Source organism: Xanthomonas sp. F1 (assembly GCF_014199855.1).
Genome location: NZ_JACHOK010000004.1, coordinates 263,513 through 279,168, shown reverse-complemented (window position 1 = coordinate 279,168; position 15,656 = coordinate 263,513). Strand labels below are relative to the sequence as shown.

The 15,656-nt window shown below is 68.6% G+C and carries 16 protein-coding genes; 12 read left to right on the top strand and 4 right to left on the bottom strand.

Features of this window, described 5'->3' with window-relative positions; genetic code table 11:
* Positions 1-142 precede the first annotated feature (142 nt).
* Both GGR71_RS11890 and GGR71_RS11885 read left to right on the top strand, forming a co-directional pair.
* Positions 143-2,245: a PAS domain-containing sensor histidine kinase gene (locus tag GGR71_RS11890; protein WP_237474397.1), complete on the top strand. Its 2,103-nt coding sequence runs from the start codon at positions 143-145 to the stop codon at positions 2,243-2,245.
* Positions 2,246-2,249: 4 nt separating this feature from the next.
* Positions 2,250-3,974 (top strand): EAL domain-containing protein, encoded by a 1,725-nt coding sequence (locus tag GGR71_RS11885; RefSeq protein WP_160960862.1) that lies wholly within the window; start codon positions 2,250-2,252, stop codon positions 3,972-3,974.
* Positions 3,975-4,147: 173 nt separating this feature from the next.
* Here GGR71_RS11885 and GGR71_RS11880 read toward each other — a convergent pair whose 3' ends face one another.
* The 4 genes from GGR71_RS11880 to flgA form a co-directional block, all read right to left on the bottom strand.
* Positions 4,148-5,365 carry an ATP-binding protein gene (locus GGR71_RS11880; RefSeq protein WP_160960865.1) on the bottom strand — a complete coding sequence of 406 codons (1,218 nt, stop codon included), beginning with the start codon at positions 5,363-5,365 and terminating at the stop codon, positions 4,148-4,150.
* An 84-nt stretch (positions 5,366-5,449) separates the two neighbouring features.
* Positions 5,450-5,794 carry a flagella protein gene (locus GGR71_RS11875; RefSeq protein WP_048489804.1) on the bottom strand — a complete coding sequence of 115 codons (345 nt, stop codon included), beginning with the start codon at positions 5,792-5,794 and terminating at the stop codon, positions 5,450-5,452.
* Positions 5,791-6,108 carry a flagellar biosynthesis anti-sigma factor FlgM gene (gene flgM / locus GGR71_RS11870; RefSeq protein WP_160960867.1) on the bottom strand — a complete coding sequence of 106 codons (318 nt, stop codon included), beginning with the start codon at positions 6,106-6,108 and terminating at the stop codon, positions 5,791-5,793. Before flgM ends, GGR71_RS11875 begins: the two co-directional genes overlap by 4 nt.
* Before the next feature lie 66 nt (positions 6,109-6,174).
* The gene (flgA, locus tag GGR71_RS11865; protein ID WP_160960870.1) at positions 6,175-6,819 is read right to left on the bottom strand and encodes a flagellar basal body P-ring formation chaperone FlgA; all 645 of its coding nucleotides are present in this window, start codon (positions 6,817-6,819) and stop codon (positions 6,175-6,177) included.
* 113 nt (positions 6,820-6,932) lie between these two features.
* Here flgA and GGR71_RS11860 point away from each other — a divergent pair, with 113 nt between their 5' ends.
* From GGR71_RS11860 to flgJ, 10 genes are all read left to right on the top strand, one after another.
* Entirely contained in the window at positions 6,933-7,880 is a 948-nt protein-coding gene (locus GGR71_RS11860) for a chemotaxis protein (protein ID WP_048489859.1), read from the top strand.
* 139 nt (positions 7,881-8,019) lie between these two features.
* Complete coding sequence (gene flgB, locus GGR71_RS11855; RefSeq protein ID WP_048489807.1) at positions 8,020-8,418, top strand: flagellar basal body rod protein FlgB; 399 nt, start codon at positions 8,020-8,022, stop codon at positions 8,416-8,418.
* A 2-nt stretch (positions 8,419-8,420) separates the two neighbouring features.
* Entirely contained in the window at positions 8,421-8,828 is a 408-nt protein-coding gene (flgC, locus tag GGR71_RS11850) for a flagellar basal body rod protein FlgC (protein WP_160960872.1), read from the top strand.
* Positions 8,829-8,869: 41 nt separating this feature from the next.
* Positions 8,870-9,544, top strand: a complete 675-nt coding sequence (locus GGR71_RS11845; protein WP_160960874.1) for a flagellar hook capping FlgD N-terminal domain-containing protein — start codon at positions 8,870-8,872, stop codon at positions 9,542-9,544.
* 30 nt (positions 9,545-9,574) lie between these two features.
* Positions 9,575-10,798: a flagellar hook protein FlgE gene (gene flgE, locus GGR71_RS11840; RefSeq protein WP_160960876.1), complete on the top strand. Its 1,224-nt coding sequence runs from the start codon at positions 9,575-9,577 to the stop codon at positions 10,796-10,798.
* A 148-nt stretch (positions 10,799-10,946) separates the two neighbouring features.
* Positions 10,947-11,702 (top strand): flagellar basal body rod protein FlgF, encoded by a 756-nt coding sequence (locus GGR71_RS11835; protein WP_160960879.1) that lies wholly within the window; start codon positions 10,947-10,949, stop codon positions 11,700-11,702.
* Between the two features lie 102 nt (positions 11,703-11,804).
* Positions 11,805-12,590, top strand: coding sequence for a flagellar basal-body rod protein FlgG (gene flgG, locus GGR71_RS11830; RefSeq protein ID WP_048489812.1), 786 nt, complete (start codon positions 11,805-11,807; stop codon positions 12,588-12,590).
* A gap of 23 nt (positions 12,591-12,613) precedes the next feature.
* Positions 12,614-13,315, top strand: coding sequence for a flagellar basal body L-ring protein FlgH (gene flgH / locus GGR71_RS11825; protein WP_048489813.1), 702 nt, complete (start codon positions 12,614-12,616; stop codon positions 13,313-13,315).
* Positions 13,316-13,323: 8 nt separating this feature from the next.
* Positions 13,324-14,442 (top strand): flagellar basal body P-ring protein FlgI, encoded by a 1,119-nt coding sequence (locus GGR71_RS11820; protein ID WP_160960881.1) that lies wholly within the window; start codon positions 13,324-13,326, stop codon positions 14,440-14,442.
* Between the two features lies 1 nt (position 14,443).
* On the top strand, positions 14,444-15,652 hold the full coding sequence (gene flgJ / locus GGR71_RS11815) for a flagellar assembly peptidoglycan hydrolase FlgJ (protein ID WP_160960884.1): 1,209 nt from the start codon (positions 14,444-14,446) through the stop codon (positions 15,650-15,652).
* Positions 15,653-15,656 lie beyond the last annotated feature (4 nt).

The following is a 15,656-nucleotide window of genomic DNA, read 5'->3' as shown; positions in this document are numbered from 1 at the left end:
GCCCTGAAGGCCAGCGGTCGAAGGTGATAACGGCATCCGCTGGCATTAATTGAGCGCCCGCACCGTTCGGCGATGGGCCGCCGCAGCCGTCAGCGGCTAAGATGTCTGCCGGACACGGACCACCGCAGCAGGCTGCCGGGGCATGCAACCACAACGCGACAGTTCCCTGCCCATCCAGGCGACCTCCGGCATGCGCCTGGCGCAACGCCTGGACCGCGGCATCTGGCGCGTGGTGTTACTGTACGTACTGCTGGGGCTGGCGCTGTCGATCGGCAGCGATCTGGTTCTGGTTCATTTCGTAGACGATCCCGACACGTTGGTCGTTCTTCAGCTCACCAACGACGCCCTGTTCCTGGCCCTGACCGCAGTCGCCCTCTACTACCTGCTGCGCCCGCTGGTGCGCGCCGCGGTGCAGGCGCACACCCGGCTGGCGCTGTCGGAGGCCGGCTACCGGCAGATGTTCCACGCCAACCCCAGCCCGATGCTGGTCTACGACCTGGAGAGCCTGCGCATCCTCGATGTGAACCCCGCCGCGGTCGCCTTCTTCGGCTGGTCGCACGACGAGTTCGTCGGCCTGGAGCTGGCCCGGCTGTGGCCGCCCAGCGCCAGCGCCCGCCTGGCCGAGGTGATCGAGACGATCCGGCAGACCCCGTCCAAGACCTGCGTGGTGGCCGAGCCGCTGCGCCTGCGCGACGGCAGCCAGTGCATGGCCGAGGCGCGCAGCACCAGCCTGGACTACCACGGCCGGCAGGCGCGGCTGGTGGTGATCAGCGACCGCAGTGCCGAGTACGACGCGCAGCGCCGCCGCGACCAGGCCCTGCAGCATCTGCAGGAGGCGCAGTCGATCGCGCGACTGGGGTCGTGGCAACTGGACCGGGCCAGCGGCCTGGGCAGTTACTCCGAGCAGGTCTACCGGATGCTCGGCCGGCGCGTGCCGGAACAGCCGCGCCAGCACCGCCTGGAAGAGCTGTTGGTGCCGCCCGACGTGCCGTCGCAGGCACGCATCCAGCGGGTGATCGAGGACCTGTGCGGCAGCGCGCCGCTGCAACTGGACATGCTGTTGCCGGTGCTGGCCGCCGACGGCCAGGCGCGCATGCTGCACCTGCGCGCCGAATCCTCCAGCGACGACGCGGGCAGTGCCTGCGTGCACGGCACCTTGCAGGACGTGACCGAGCACGAGCGCTCGCGGCGCCTGCTGCACGAGCGCGAGGAGCAGTTCCGCGAACTGGTGCGGGTGCTGCCGGACGGCGTGGCGATCCTGCACCAGGAACACGTGCTGTACGCCAACGCCGCCTGCGCCGGACAGTTCGGTTTCGAGGGCGAGAACCTGCTCGGCGAGCCGCTGCAGGGCCTGGTCGACAGCGCCGACCTGGCGCTGGTGCGACAGCGGATGGGCGCGGCCGGTGCCAAGGGCGAACGCGGCGCCACCGCACGCATGTGCCGCCGCGACGGCTCGCTGTTCCACGCCGGGCTGTCGTTCGGCAACGTCCGCTACAGCGGTCGCGACTGCAAGCTGCTGATCGTGCGCGACCTCAGCGAACCGGAGCGCATGCGCGATGCGCTGGCGCAGAGCAACCGCGAACTGCAGGCGATGGCGCGGCGCCTGTTCTCGCTGCAGGAAGACGAACGCCGCGCGATCTCGCGCGACCTGCACGACGACATCGGCCAGGCGATCACCGCGATGAAGCTGTCCGCGCACGCGGCGCTGGACGAGACCGACGCCGAGCGCCGTCGCGAAGACTTGAGCGAGATCGTGAATCTGGCCGACAGCAGCATCACCAAGCTGCGCAACCTCTCCACCCTGCTGCGGCCGCCGCAGTTGGACGCGCTGGGCCTGGAAGCGGCGCTGCGCTGGCAGGCCGGCATGCTGTTCCGCGCCTCGCCGGTGCACCTGCACCTGGACATCGCCGCCCTGCCCGAGCGCCCCAGCGGGGAGGTCGAGCAGGCCTGTTTCCGCATCGCCCAGGAGAGCCTGACCAACGTGCTGCGCCACGCCAGCGCTGGCGAGGTGCGGATGACCCTCGGCGACGAGGAGCGCCAGCGCCTGCGCCTGGAAGTGGTCGACGATGGCGACGGCTTCGATCCGGCCGGGCCGCGCGGCCTGGGCCTGATCGTGATGCGCGAGCGCGCGCAGAGCGCCGGCGGTACCCTGCAGATCGACACCGCCCCCGGCGCCGGCACCCGGGTGACGCTGTGCCTGCCCTACACCACCGCGGCACCGCCGTCGCCCCCGCCTGGAACCTGAGCCGATGTGGAATCCCGCCAGCGCCGTACCCGTGGACGACGAACTGCCGTCGCGCCTGGGTGCGGGCCATCCCGCCCTGACCGGCATGATCGCCGAGGCGCTCGCCGGCGGGCCGGGGGTGATGCTGCTGCACATCGACATCGACCACTTCGCCTCGATCAACGAGAACATGAGCCCGGAGGTCGGCGACCAGGCGCTGGCGCTGCTCGCGCACCGGCTGCAGGCGCATCTGCGTGGCCGCGGCCTGCTGTGGCGCCACGGCAGCGACGAACTGGTGATGGCGGTGCCCCGCACCGCCGACGTGCCGCCGCCGGAAGCCTTCGCCGAGGAGATCCGGCAGCAGATCGAACTGCCGCTGTCGGTGCTGCCGTACACCCTGTTCATGACCGGCAAGATCGGCGTGAGCCTGTGCCCGGAACATTCCACGCGCCTGTCGACCCTGCTCGACTTCGCAGAGGACGCGGTCTACCAGGCCGCGCGCGAAGGCGGCAACCTGGTGCGCCTGTACGCCGCCGACGGCCCGCCCAGCGCGCACAGCGAGAGCATCATCTCGCGGCAGATCGTCGATGCCATTCCTAACGGCGAGCTGCGCCTGCGCTACCAGCCGATGGTCAGCGCCCGCGACGGCCGCGTGGTCGGCATGGAATCGCTGCTGCGTTGGCAGTCGCCGACCCTGGGCATCCTGGTGCCGGAACGCTTCATGCGCACCGCCGAACGCCTGGGCGTGATCGTGCAGATCGGCACCTGGGTGATGGAAGGCGCGTTGCGCCAGGCGCGGCTGTGGCGCGACCAGGGTTTCGACGACTTCACCATCGCGGTCAACGTCTCCACCCTGCAGCTGCTGCGCCCGACCTTCTTCAACGAGGTGATGTCGGCGCTGCAGGCGGCCGGGGTACCGCCGCAGATGATGGTGCTGGAGATCAACGAAAGCGCGCTGACCAACAACGTCAACTTCGTCCACGAGACCCTGGCCAACCTGTGCCGCGAAGGCATCAGCCTGAGCCTGGACAACTTCGGTACCGGCGATTCCAGCCTCAGCGCGCTGGTGCGCTACCCGGTGGACAAGCTCAAGATCGACCGCAGCTTCATCAAGAGCGCGCCGGCCGGCAACCGCGAGGCGGCGATCGCCCGCGCGATCATCGCCATGGGCCACCAACTGGGCATGGTGGTGATCGCCAACGGCGTCGAATCGCAGGCGCAGCTCGGCTTCCTGCGCCGCAACGACTGCGACATCTTCCAGGGCTACCTGTTCGGCGAACCGATGTCGGCCGAAGCCGCAGGCATGGCCCTGCGCCGGCGCTACCTGCGCCCGGAATCGTTCACCGAGACCCGCCCGGACCGCACCCTGCTGCTGCTCGACGACGAAGAGAACGTGCTGCGCTCGCTGGTGCGCCTGTTCCGCCGCGACGGTTACCGCATCCTCGCCGCCGGCAACGTCCGCGACGCCTTCGACCTGCTCGCCACCAACGACGTGCAGGTGATCCTGTCCGACCAGCGCATGTCCGACATGAGCGGCACCGAGTTCCTGGGACGGGTGAAGATGCTCTACCCGGATACCATCCGCCTGGTGCTGTCCGGCTATACCGACCTGGCCACCGTCACCGACGCGATCAACCGCGGCGCGATCTACCGCTTCCTGACCAAGCCGTGGAACGACGACGAACTCCGCGAACACATCCGCCAGGCCTTCCGCACCCACGACGAACAACGCCGGGACGCGGGGCCCTGAGGGGCCGGGATTCGACATTGGGGATTGGGGATTCGCTCAAAAGCCGGGATTCGGCATTGGGATTGGTAAAAACGGCGGTGTCGGCGTTTGATTGACACGCATGGACGGGACCAGCAAACGCAAAGCTGCTTTTGCCAATCCCGAATCCCCACTCCCGAATCCCAGCCTCTCAGCTACTTCGGCTGCCTAACCGGAATCAGGATGCGGAACGTGGACCCCTCGCCCACGGTGCTGCTCACGTCGATGCGGCCGTGGTGCTTGTTGATGATGCCGTAGGAGATCGACAGGCCCAGGCCGGTGCCGCTGCCGACCGGCTTGGTGGTGAAGAACGGGTCGAAGATGCGCTGCAGCAGGTCCGCCGGAATGCCAGCGCCGGAGTCCTTGAACTCGATCCACACCTCTTCGCCGTCCTGGCCGGTGCTGACCACGATGGTGCCGCGCTCGCCGATCGCCTGGCCGGCGTTGAGCAGCAGGTTCATGTACACCTGGTTGAGTTCGGACGGCAGGCACTCCACCAGCGGCAGGTTGCCGTAGTGGCGCTCCAGGGTGACCTTGTACTTGAGCTCGTTCCAGATGATGTTGATCGTGGATTCCAGGCCCGAGTGCAGGTCCACCAGCTTCCACGATTCCTCGCGACCGGAGTAGGAAAAGTCCTTGAGGTCGCGGACGATGCGGGTGACCCGCTCGATGCCTTCGCGCGACTCGGCCATCAACTGCGGCAGGTCGCGGCTGATGAAGTCGATGTCGAAGCGGTTGCGGATGTCGTCGATCTCCGGGATCAAGGCCTTCGGATCGGGCGCGCGCAGGGCGCGCTCGTAGGCCTCGATCAGGGTGAACAGGCTGCGCAGGTACTCCTGCAGGCTGCCCAGGTTGGAGTGGACATAGCCGATCGGGTTGTTGATCTCGTGGGCGACGCCGGCAGCGAGCTGGCCGATCGAGGCCATCTTCTCCGACTGCAACAGTTTTTCCTGGGCGCCGTTGAGGCGCAGGTAGGCCTGGCGCAGTTCGGCATGGCGCTGCTGCAGCTCCTGTTCGTAGTCCTGCTGGCCTTCGATGCCCTGGATGAGCATCAGGTAATGGCCGCCGCTGGCATCGGCATGGAAGTACAGGTGCGCCAGCACCACGTGGTGCTCGGTCGGCAGGCTGCCGCTCCAGCGGCCGCTGGAGCGCGCCTGCGACAGCGCATCGCTCGGCAGCCACTGCGCCAGATGTGCAGCCAGGCCGGCATCGGCGCCGGAAAGATGGCGGCGCGCGGCGCTGTTGGCCATCAGCAGCTGGCCATCGGCGCGGAACAGCACCACGCCTTCGTACAACAGTTCGCTCAGGGCGAGCAGGTGCTCGCGCGCGGGCAGGACAAGCGCTTCGTTGGGGTTGATTTCGGCGAAATTCACGACGGGCGGCGGGCGATCGATGGATGCCCAATATACGCCGTTGCCGCCGGCGGATGCGCGCCCCGCACTGGGACGCGCTGCGGCTTACGCCACTGCCAGGGGACGCTGCGCGAGCGGCGTGCTGGACTCGCCGTTGGCGTCGTAGGACGACGCGCTCTCGCTGCGGCCGAGGTGGCGCAGGGCCCAGTTGACCTCGCGTCGGCGCCGCGACAGCAGCGCGCCATTGGCGCGGTTGGCGTCGGCCAGCTCGCGCAGGCGCAGTTCGGCCTCGGCGCCGGCGGGCACATCGGCCTCCAGTGCGCGCAGTGCCGCCAGCTTGGCGCTGGTCGCCTGCATGAGACCTTCCACGTTGTGATCCAACAACGCCTGGCGCTCGCCGGCGAGCGCGTCGCTGAGCTGCTGCAGGGGGTTGGTCACGGACGTGTTCATGCGCCGAGTTGCCGATCCATGTCGATCATGCGGCTGGCGATCGCGTCGGGGTTGATCTTGTAGCTGCCGTTCTGCAGCGCCGCGCGCACCGCATCGACGCGGCTGCTGTCCACCGCCGGAGCGGCCGAGAGCTGGCGTTGCAGGGTCTGCAGGCCGGAGGCCTCGCCGGTCAGGCGCAGGCTGTCGGTGGCTGCGGCCGCACCGACCGCACGGTCCTTACCTTCCTCGGACGCGCCGGAGGCGGCCTTGGTCGAGACGGACGACGTGCGAAGGGTGGCCGGGCTCGGCAAACTCCCTTCAATTTTCTGGGTCATGACGGACATCCTGTTACGGGTTCGGTGTAGGTAACGGCACAGCGTCGGAGAACTTTAGCCGGGATCTTAGCGCGTCACTAAAACGTCGCCGTTTTGTGACACAGCTCCCTGAACGATACGCCGGGACGACAGGTTTTCGACGGTCACCCGCTCGTTTTCGCCCGCGTCGCCCAGTGCGCGCCCGGCCATCCGCACTTCCAGGCCGCCGCTGCGGGCCACCAGCGCCACATTGTCGCCGCGCCGGACCAGCCGCGGCGCCACCAGATCGGTGGCGGACAACAAGGTGCCGGCCGGCAGGGTCCGCCGCACCACCTTGCCGATCGCCAGCTCCGGCTCGGTCATCGCGGCGCCGACGATGCGCGCCGCGTCGCGCTTCTCGGGGACGATATCGGCGGCGCCGATGGTTTCTCCAGCGGACAGGCCACGCGCCAGCACCAGCACGTGCTGCATGCGCCGCACCTTGACCGGCACGAACAGCCGCCAGCCGGTGTCGCGCGGGCAGCTCACTTCCACGGTCGTGGTGCCGGTCGGCTGCGCCTGCAGCGGCACCGGGCACAACGGCACCCGCACCGACGGGTCCAGGGTCGCCTCGGCATCGGCGTCGGCACCGGCCAGGGACAGCGCCGCGGCACGGATCGAGTCCACCGACTGGAAGTCCGCGGCCCAGGCCGGCGTCGCCGCCAGCAGGACCAGCAATAGGATCGGGCGCATCGCCGTCTCTCTCGGAAAGGTCGCCGACACCATGCAAACGCCGTGCCGAAAACCGTGCGCCCGATCCGCGCCGCGCCCTCAAGTTCCGCCGCGACAGCGCCGATATGAACGCCATGAGTCATGACCTCCTCAACCGAATCGACCAGCGCACCCGCTTGGCGGGCCACAACCGGCTTGCCCTGCTGTTGTTCCGGCTGGGCGGTCGTCAGCTTTTTGGCGTGAACGTGTTCAAGGTGCAGGAAGTGCTGCGCCGGCCGGAACTGTTCCAGGTGCCCGGGCTGCCGCTGCAATTCTCCGGCGTCGCCGACGTGCGCGGGCGCTCGGTGCCGGTGCTCGACCTGGGCCTGGCCATCGGCCACCCGGAGCGCGAGCCGAACGCGGACACCGCGCCAGGCTATCTGGTGGTGACCGAGTTCAACCGCTCGGTCCAGGGCTTCCTGGTCAGCGGCGTGGAGCGCATCGTCAACATCGCGGTGGAGGACATCCATCCGCCGCCGGAACTGGGCGCCGAGTCCAGCTACCTGACCGCGGTGACCCGCTTCCAGGGCGAGCTGATCCAGGTCATCGACGTGGAAAGCGTGCTGGCCGACATCGCCCAGACCCGGGTCGAGGCCAACCTGGACCCGTCGCTGGCGCTCACCGGCCCGCAGTTGCAGGTGCTGGTGGTCGACGACTCGCGGGTGGCGCGGCAGCAGATCCGCAGCGTGCTGGACCAGCTCGGCGTCGCCGCGACCCTGCTGTCGGACGGCCGCCAGGCCCTGGACCATCTCTTGCAGATCCACGCCGCCGGCGAGAATCCGGCCGAGCGCTACGCCATGGTGATCTCGGACATCGAGATGCCGGCGATGGACGGCTATACGCTGACGACGGAAATCCGCCGCCATGCCGGCCTGTCCGGCCTGTACGTGCTGTTGCACACGTCGCTGTCGGGCGTGTTCAACAATGCGATGGTCGAGCGCGTCGGCGCCAATGCCTTCGTGGCCAAGTACAGCCCCAACGAGTTGGCCGAGTACGTGCTGACCCGGTTGCGGGTCGTCGCCGCGGCCGCACAGGCGGCCTGACCCAGGCGCCCCGCCCCGCCGCGGGGCCTGCCTGACGGCCCCTCGCACCCGCGGCCAACCCCCTGATCTCCCGGGCGCTGCGCCCGGCTTTGGCACGCGCCTTGCCTGTGGTTTCGGCAACGAACCGCGGGATCGTGCCATGTCCAATCCGATCACAGCCTACTTTGGCGTCCACGGCGATGCCCTGCCGCTGCGCGAGCAGCGCATGAAGCTGATCGCCAGCAACCTCAGCAACGTCGACACGCCCGGGTACAAGGCCCAGGACCTGGATTTCGACGCGGCGATGCGTGCCGCGCAGGGGCAGCGCGAAGGGACCCAGCTCGCGGTCGACGACAGCCGCCACATCGCGGTCGGCGGCGATGGCCTGAACCCGTTCCAGGTCACCCGTGCCGCCAGCCAGCCCAGCCTGGACGGCAACACGGTCGATCCGGACGCAGAACGCGCCGCCTACGGCCGCGCCGCGCTGGAGTACCGCGCCTCGCTGAGCTTCGTCGAATCCAAGGTGCGCAGCATGCTCACCGCGATCACGGGGCAATAAGCATGAGCAACCTGCCGATCTTCGACGTCGCCGGCTCCGCGCTGCATGCGCAGTCGGTGCGCATGAGCACCATCGCCAGCAACCTGTCCAACGCCGATTCGGTGGCCGGTTCGGCGGAGGCGGCCTACAAGCCGATCGAGCCGATCTTCCAGGCGGTGCGCAACCCGCACGACAGCAGCCTGACCTCGGTCAACGTCAAGCAAATCGCCACGACCAACGCACCGCCGATCAAGCGCTACGAACCCGGCCATCCGCTTGCCGACGCCGACGGCTACATCTATTCGCCCGATGTGGATCCGGTCTCGCAGATGGTCAACCTGATCTCCGCCTCGCGCAATTACCAGGCCGGCGTGGAGGTCCTCAACACCGCCAAGGAACTGGCGCTGGCCACTCTGACCATGGGCCGCTGAGCCGCCCTCCTTCCGCCGCGTCACGTCCCAGGACCACCTCCATGACCAGCGTCACCACCTCCACCGATACCTATTCCAACCTCGGCCTGAACGCCTCGGGCAACACCAGCACCACCAAGAACAAGGCGCTGCAGCAGGCCGACTTCCTGAAGCTGATGACCGAGCAGCTGCAGCACCAGGATCCGCTCAAGCCGATGGACAACAGTCAGATGGTCGCGCAGATGGCGCAGCTGTCCACCGTGCAGGGCATCGGCGACCTCAACAAGACCGTCACCGCGCTGTCCTCGTCGATGAGCACCGACCAGGTGCTGCGCGGCGCCAACCTGATCGGGCACAAGGTGCTGGTGCCGTCGGCATCGCTGCCGCTGGGCGCCGAGGGCAGCACCGGCGGCCTGGTCGCGGCCAAGGCCGCGGGCGTGGTGGACGTCACCGTCAGCGACGCCAACGGCCAGCCGATCAAGAAGATCAGCCTGACCGCCGACAAGGCCGGCCAGCTCGATTTCGCCTGGGACGGCACCGACGCCAGCGGCAAGCGCATGCCGGCCGGCAGCTACAGCATCACCGCTGGGCAGACCGATGCCCAGGGCAACCAACTGTCCCTGTCCACCTACGTCCAGGCGCCGGTCGAGAGCGCCATCATCGGATCGGACGGCATCTATCTCGATCTGACCGGGCTCGGCACCACGCCGCTGACCAACGTCCTCCGCGTCAGCTAACGCCACGCCGACCATCCACAGGAGTCCACCATGGGTTTCAATACATCGCTGTCCGGCCTCAGGGCGGCCAATACCGACCTCAACGTCACCGCCAACAACATCGCCAACGCCAATACCACCGGCTTCAAGGGCTCGCGCGCCGAGTTCGCCGACCAGTTCACGCTCAACGGCTACGGCCTGGCGCGCAACGCGGTGGGTTCGGGCGTGCGCGTCAGCAACGTCGCCCAGCAGTTCTCGCAGGGCACCATCGATCCGACCGGGCGTAGTTTGGACCTGGCCATCTCCGGTTCCGGCTTCTTCACCCTGTCCAACAACGGCGCCCGCGTCTACTCGCGCGCCGGCAACTTCCAGACCGACGCCAACGGTTATGTGGTCAATCCGCAGGGCGGCCGGCTGCAGGTGTTCCCGCCGGCCAGCAACGGCAACGGCTTCGCGGCCGGCACCCTGACCGACCTGCAGCTGCTCACCACCGACAGCCCGCCCAAGCAGACCAGCACGGTCAATCTGACCTTCACCCTGCCCGGCAACACGCAGCCGCCGACGGTGACCACGTTCAATCCGAACGACGCCAACAGCTACAACAACTCCAGCGGCGGCACCACGGTCTACGACTCGCTGGGCGTGGCCCACGTGCAGACCTCGTACTTCGTCAAGACCTCCACGCCCAACCAGTGGACCGTCTACAACTACGTGGACGGCGTCGCCGCCGGCGGCGCCAGCACGCTGCAGTTCTCCAACAGCGGCGCGCTGGTGAGCCCGGCCGACGGCAAGATCGCGCTGGGCACCTTCACGCCGAGCACCGGCGCGGGCACCCTGTCGCTGAACCTGAACGTGTTCGGCTCGACCCAGTACGGCGAAGCCTTCGCCTTGCGCGGCTCGACCCAGGACGGCTACGCCAGCGGCAAGCTCAACTCGATCAGCATCGACGAGAAGGGCATCGTCTACGCGCGCTACTCGAACAACGCCGACAAGGCGCTGGGCCAGATCGCGGTGACCAACTTCGTCAATCCGCAGGGCCTGAGTTCGCTCGGCGACAACGCCTGGGCGGAAAGCTCGGCCTCGGGCATCGCCCGCACCGGCGCACCGGCGACCTCGGACTTCGGCAGCGTGCAGTCCGGCGCACTGGAATCCTCCACCGTCGACCTGACCGAACAGCTGGTCAACATGATCGTCGCCCAACGCAACTTCCAGGCCAACTCCCAGGTGATCTCGACCCAGGATCAGGTCACGCAGACGATCATCAATATGCGTTAAGGCCGGGATTGGTGATTCGGGATTGGTGATTCGTCACCGCTGGCGTCCCGTCGACCGGGCGCCAGCTTGAGCCACCACTTCCGATCGTCCGCGGCACTGCCGCTCCTTCGAATCCCGAATCCCTCCTCTCGAATCACGGCCCACACCCATGGACAAAGCCCTCTACGTCGCCATGACCGGCGCCCGCGCCTCGCTGCAGGCGCAGGCCACGGTGTCGCACAACCTGGCCAACGTCGAGACCTCCGGGTTCAAGGCGGCGCTGGACAACACCGAAGCGTATCGGATTCCCGGCGCCGGTTATCCGTCGCGCATCGATGCGGTGCACATCGACCAGGGTTTCAATCGCGCCGTCGGCGCGCAGCACCAGACCGGCAATCCGCTGGACGTGTCGCTGGATACCGATCGCTGGCTGGCGGTGCAGGCTTCCGACGGCAAGGAGGCCTACACGCGCGGCGGCGAATTGGCGCTGACCCCGAATGGCCAGCTGGTCACCGCCAGCGGTCATGCCGTGCTCGACGACCAGGGCAATCCGGTGGCGATTCCGCCGCACCAGTCGCTGGAGATCGGCAACGACGGCACGGTGTCGATCGTGCCGCTGGGCGAAGCGCCCACCGCCATGAGCACCATCGCCACGCTCAAGGTGGTGCAGGCGCCGCCGGACCAGCTCACCCGCCGCGCCGACGGTTTGATGCGCAACGTCAGCGACGACCCGGCCAAGGCCTTCGCGCCCGCCACCGGCGCCTCGCTGCACACCGGCGTGCTGGAAGGCAGCAACGTCGATGCCGCCGGCGCACTGGTGCAGATGATCCAGCTGCAACGCCAGTTCGAAATGCAGGTGAAGGTCATCAAGAACGGCGACGAGAACGCGCAGTCGGCCAACACCCTGCTGCGTCTGAACGGCTAAGGCACGCCGCGGCGCCAGCGGCGCCGGTTTGGCACGGCACATGCATCACTCCCTGCGCCCCCGGCGCGTCGTGCCGGGGCCACCATCAGAGGAATTCGGGTCATGAATCAGGCTTTGTGGGTCGCCAAGACCGGACTGGATGCGCAGCAGACGCGCATGTCGGTCGTCTCCAACAACCTGGCCAACACCAATACCACCGGTTTCAAGCGCGACCGCGCCAATTTCGAGGACCTGCTGTACCAGCAGGTGCGGCAGCCCGGCGGCGCCAGCTCCTCGCAGACGCAGCTGCCCTCGGGCCTGCAGATCGGTACCGGCGTGCGCGTGGTCGCCACCGCCAAGGATTTCGAACAGGGCAGCCAGCAGCAGACCGGCCGCGCCCTGGACGTGATGGTCAACGGCCGCGGCTTCTTCGAAGTGCAGATGCCGGACGGCACCACGGCCTACACCCGCGACGGCAGTTTCCAGATCGATGCGCAGGGCCAATTGGTCACCAACAGCGGCTACGCGATCCAGCCGGGCATCCAGATCCCGGAAGGCGCGCAGTCGGTGACCATCGGTGCCGACGGCACGGTCAGCGTGCAGGTCACCGGCACCGCTGCCGCGCTGCAGGTCGGCTCGCTGACCCTCACCGACTTCATCAACCCCTCCGGCCTGCAGGCCCAGGGCCAGAACCTGTACGTGGAAACCGCCGCCTCCGGCCCGGCGACGAACGGCACGCCCGGCCTCAACGGCCTGGGCAAGATCGCGCAGGGCGCGCTGGAAGGCAGCAACGTCAATGTGGTGGAAGAGCTGGTCAGCATGATCGAGACCCAGCGCGCCTACGAGATGAACGCCAAGGCCATCTCCACCACCGACTCCATGCTCGGCTATCTGAACAACAACGTCTGATCCCCTCGCCTCCGGAATCCGCCATGTCGCGCCTGTCCTCTCTCTCCTTCTCCGCCGCGCTGCTGCTGCCGGTCCTGCTCGGCGGTTGCGCCGGTCTGGGCGTGGCCGCCGGCGACGTGCGTCCGTACGCGCCGATGGCGCCGATCACGCCGGTGATGGCGCCGCAGGCGCAACCCACGGCCGGTGCGATCTACGCCGCCGGCCCCGGCCTGCAGCTGTATTCGGACCGCCGCGCCCGCGATGTCGGCGACCTGTTGACCATCACCCTGGTCGAAAGCACCAACGCCAGCAGTACCGCCAACACCAGCATCAGCAAGAAGGATGCGGTGACCATGGCCACGCCGACCCTGCTCGGCGCGCCGCTGACCGTCAATGGCACCAACATCCTCAACAATTCCACCAGCGGCGATCGCAGCTTCGCCGGCAAGGGCAACACCGCGCAGAGCAACACCATGCAGGGCAGCATCACCGTGACCGTGATGCAGCGCCTGCCCAACGGCAACCTGGTGATCCAGGGCCAGAAGAACCTGCGGCTGAACCAGGGCGACGAGCTGGTGCAGGTGCAGGGTGTGGTGCGCGCCGCCGACATCGCCCCGGACAACACCATTCCTTCCAGCAAGGTGGCCGACGCGCGCATCGCCTACGGCGGCCGCGGCGCGGTCGCGCAGTCCAACGCGATGGGCTGGCTGAGCCGCTTCTTCAACTCGCGCATCTCGCCGTACTGAGGCCCGCCATGACTCTCCTGTACCTGCCCTGCCGCCTGCTTGCCGCCGTCGCCCTTTGCGCGGGCCTGGCTGCCCCGGCCGCGGCCGAACGCATCAAGGACCTGGCCCAGGTCGGCGGCGTGCGCAACAACGCGCTGGTCGGCTACGGCCTGGTGGTCGGCCTGGACGGCAGCGGCGACCGCACCAGCCAGGCGCCCTTCACCGTGCAGAGCCTGAAGAACATGCTCGGCGAGCTGGGCGTCAACGTGCCGGCCAATGTCAATCCGCAGCTGAAGAACGTCGCCGCGGTGGCGATCAGCGCGCAGTTGCCTGCATTCGCCAAGCCGGGCCAGACCATCGACATCACCGTCTCCTCGATCGGCAACGCCATCTCGCTGCGTGGCGGCACGCTGCTGATGGCGACGCTGAAGGGCGCCGACGGCCAGGTCTATGCAGTGGCCCAGGGCAACCTGGTGGTCGGCGGCTTCGGCGCGCAGGGCAAGGACGGTTCGCGGATCTCGGTGAACGTGCCCAGCGTCGGCCTGATCCCCAACGGCGCGACGGTGGAACGTGCGCTGCCGGACGTGTTCGGCAACACCGGCGAGATCACCCTGAACCTGCATCAGCCCGATTTCACCACCGTCTCGCGCATGGTCTCCGCGCTGGAGAGCACCTTCGGCCCGGGCAGCGCACACGCGGTGGACGGCTCCACCGTGGCGGTGCGTTCGCCCACCGACCAGAGCGCGCGCATCGGCCTGCTGGCGCGGATCGAGAACGTCGAGATGTCGCCGGGTGCGGCAGCGGCCAAGGTCGTGGTCAACGCCCGCACCGGCACGGTGGTGATCGGCTCGCAGGTGCGGGTCAGCCCGGCGGCGATCTCGCACGGCTCGCTGACGGTGACCATCAGCGAAGGCACCCAGGTCAGCCAGCCGAATGCGCTCAGCGGCGGCCAGACCGTGGCCACGCCCAAGTCCACCATCACCGCCACCAACGAAGGCAGCCGCATGTTCAAGTTCGAGGGCGGCACCTCGCTGGATCAGATCGTGCGGGCGGTCAACGAGGTCGGCGCCGCTCCTGGCGACCTGATCGCGATTCTGGAAGCGCTCAAGCAGGCCGGTGCCCTGAGCGCGGAGCTGGAGGTGATCTGACATGCGTATCTCGGCCGCTCCCTTCGACCTGCACGCCTCTACCCAGAACGATCCGGCCAAGATCGACAAGGTCTCGCGCCAGCTCGAAGGGCAGTTCGCCAACATGCTGGTCAAGAGCATGCGCGAGGCCAGCTTCGGCAATTCGCTGTTCCCGGGCGAGAACCAGACCTTCCGCGACATGTACGACCAGCAACTGGCCAAGGGACTGACCGACGGCAAGGGGCTGGGCCTGGCGGCGATGATCTCCAAGCAGCTGGGCGGCGGGCAGCCGGCCGCAGCCACGCCCACCAATACGTCGCTGGGCGCGGCCAAGGCGGCCAAGGCCTATTCGCTGGTGTCCGGCCAGTCCGGCAACGGTCCGATGCCGCTGCAGGGCGAAGCCGCGCTCGGCGCCGGTGCCGCCGCCGGCGCTGGCGTCGGCCCGTGGAGCGGCGCCGAGGCGGCCACCGCCCCGCAGCAGCAGGTGTTGGACATGATCGCCGGCCGCGAGAGCAGCGCCATGCATCAGGCCATCGGCAGCAGCCCGGCCGACGGCAGCGCCGGGATGTCCTGGGCCGGCGCCGACGACCGCTGGTCGAACGTGCAGGCCGCCGCCGACAGCGGCACCGCCATCGATCCCAGTGCCGCGGCGGCCGCCAACGCCGCGGCGGCCAGCCTCGGCGAGCGCACTCCCGAAGGCTTCGTCGCCAAGATCTGGAACCATGCGCAGAAGGCCGCGCAGGAACTGGGCGTGGACGCACGCGCCCTGGTCGCGCAAGCCGCGCTGGAAACCGGCTGGGGCCGACGCGGCATCTCCCGCGGCGACGGCGCCAGTTCCAACAACCTGTTCGGGATCAAGGCCACCGGCTGGAGCGGCGACCGCGTGACCACCGGTACCCACGAGTACGTGGACGGGGTCAAGCAATCGCAGACCGCCGATTTCCGTGCCTATTCCTCGCCGGCAGAGAGCTTTGCCGACTACGTGCGCCTGCTGAAGACCAATCCGCGCTACCAGCAGGCGCTGAAGGCCGGCACCGACATCCGCGGCTTCGCCCAGGGCCTGCAGCGCGCCGGCTACGCCACCGACCCGGCCTACGCGGCCAAGATCGCCGCCATCGCCGGCGGCCCGACCATCGGCCGCGCGGTCGCCGCGATCGGCAGCGCTGCCGCCGGCGGCATCGAGCGCGTGCTGGCCAGTACCGTCGATTCGTCCGGCCTCGTGCGCCGTTGAGGTA

Coding starts and splice junctions, on each gene's coding strand:
- flgE (WP_160960876.1), top strand. CDS start 9,575: ATGGGTTTCAATACATCGCTGTCCGGCCTCAGGGCGGCCAATACCGAC.
- flgG (WP_048489812.1), top strand. CDS start 11,805: ATGAATCAGGCTTTGTGGGTCGCCAAGACCGGACTGGATGCGCAGCAG.
- GGR71_RS11875 (WP_048489804.1), bottom strand. CDS start 5,794: ATGAACACGTCCGTGACCAACCCCCTGCAGCAGCTCAGCGACGCGCTC.
- GGR71_RS11885 (WP_160960862.1), top strand. CDS start 2,250: ATGTGGAATCCCGCCAGCGCCGTACCCGTGGACGACGAACTGCCGTCG.
- flgC (WP_160960872.1), top strand. CDS start 8,421: ATGAGCAACCTGCCGATCTTCGACGTCGCCGGCTCCGCGCTGCATGCG.
- flgM (WP_160960867.1), bottom strand. CDS start 6,108: ATGACCCAGAAAATTGAAGGGAGTTTGCCGAGCCCGGCCACCCTTCGC.
- GGR71_RS11820 (WP_160960881.1), top strand. CDS start 13,324: ATGACTCTCCTGTACCTGCCCTGCCGCCTGCTTGCCGCCGTCGCCCTT.
- flgB (WP_048489807.1), top strand. CDS start 8,020: ATGTCCAATCCGATCACAGCCTACTTTGGCGTCCACGGCGATGCCCTG.
- GGR71_RS11835 (WP_160960879.1), top strand. CDS start 10,947: ATGGACAAAGCCCTCTACGTCGCCATGACCGGCGCCCGCGCCTCGCTG.
- flgA (WP_160960870.1), bottom strand. CDS start 6,819: ATGCGCCCGATCCTATTGCTGGTCCTGCTGGCGGCGACGCCGGCCTGG.
- GGR71_RS11845 (WP_160960874.1), top strand. CDS start 8,870: ATGACCAGCGTCACCACCTCCACCGATACCTATTCCAACCTCGGCCTG.
- flgJ (WP_160960884.1), top strand. CDS start 14,444: ATGCGTATCTCGGCCGCTCCCTTCGACCTGCACGCCTCTACCCAGAAC.
- GGR71_RS11890 (WP_237474397.1), top strand. CDS start 143: ATGCAACCACAACGCGACAGTTCCCTGCCCATCCAGGCGACCTCCGGC.
- GGR71_RS11860 (WP_048489859.1), top strand. CDS start 6,933: ATGAGTCATGACCTCCTCAACCGAATCGACCAGCGCACCCGCTTGGCG.
- flgH (WP_048489813.1), top strand. CDS start 12,614: ATGTCGCGCCTGTCCTCTCTCTCCTTCTCCGCCGCGCTGCTGCTGCCG.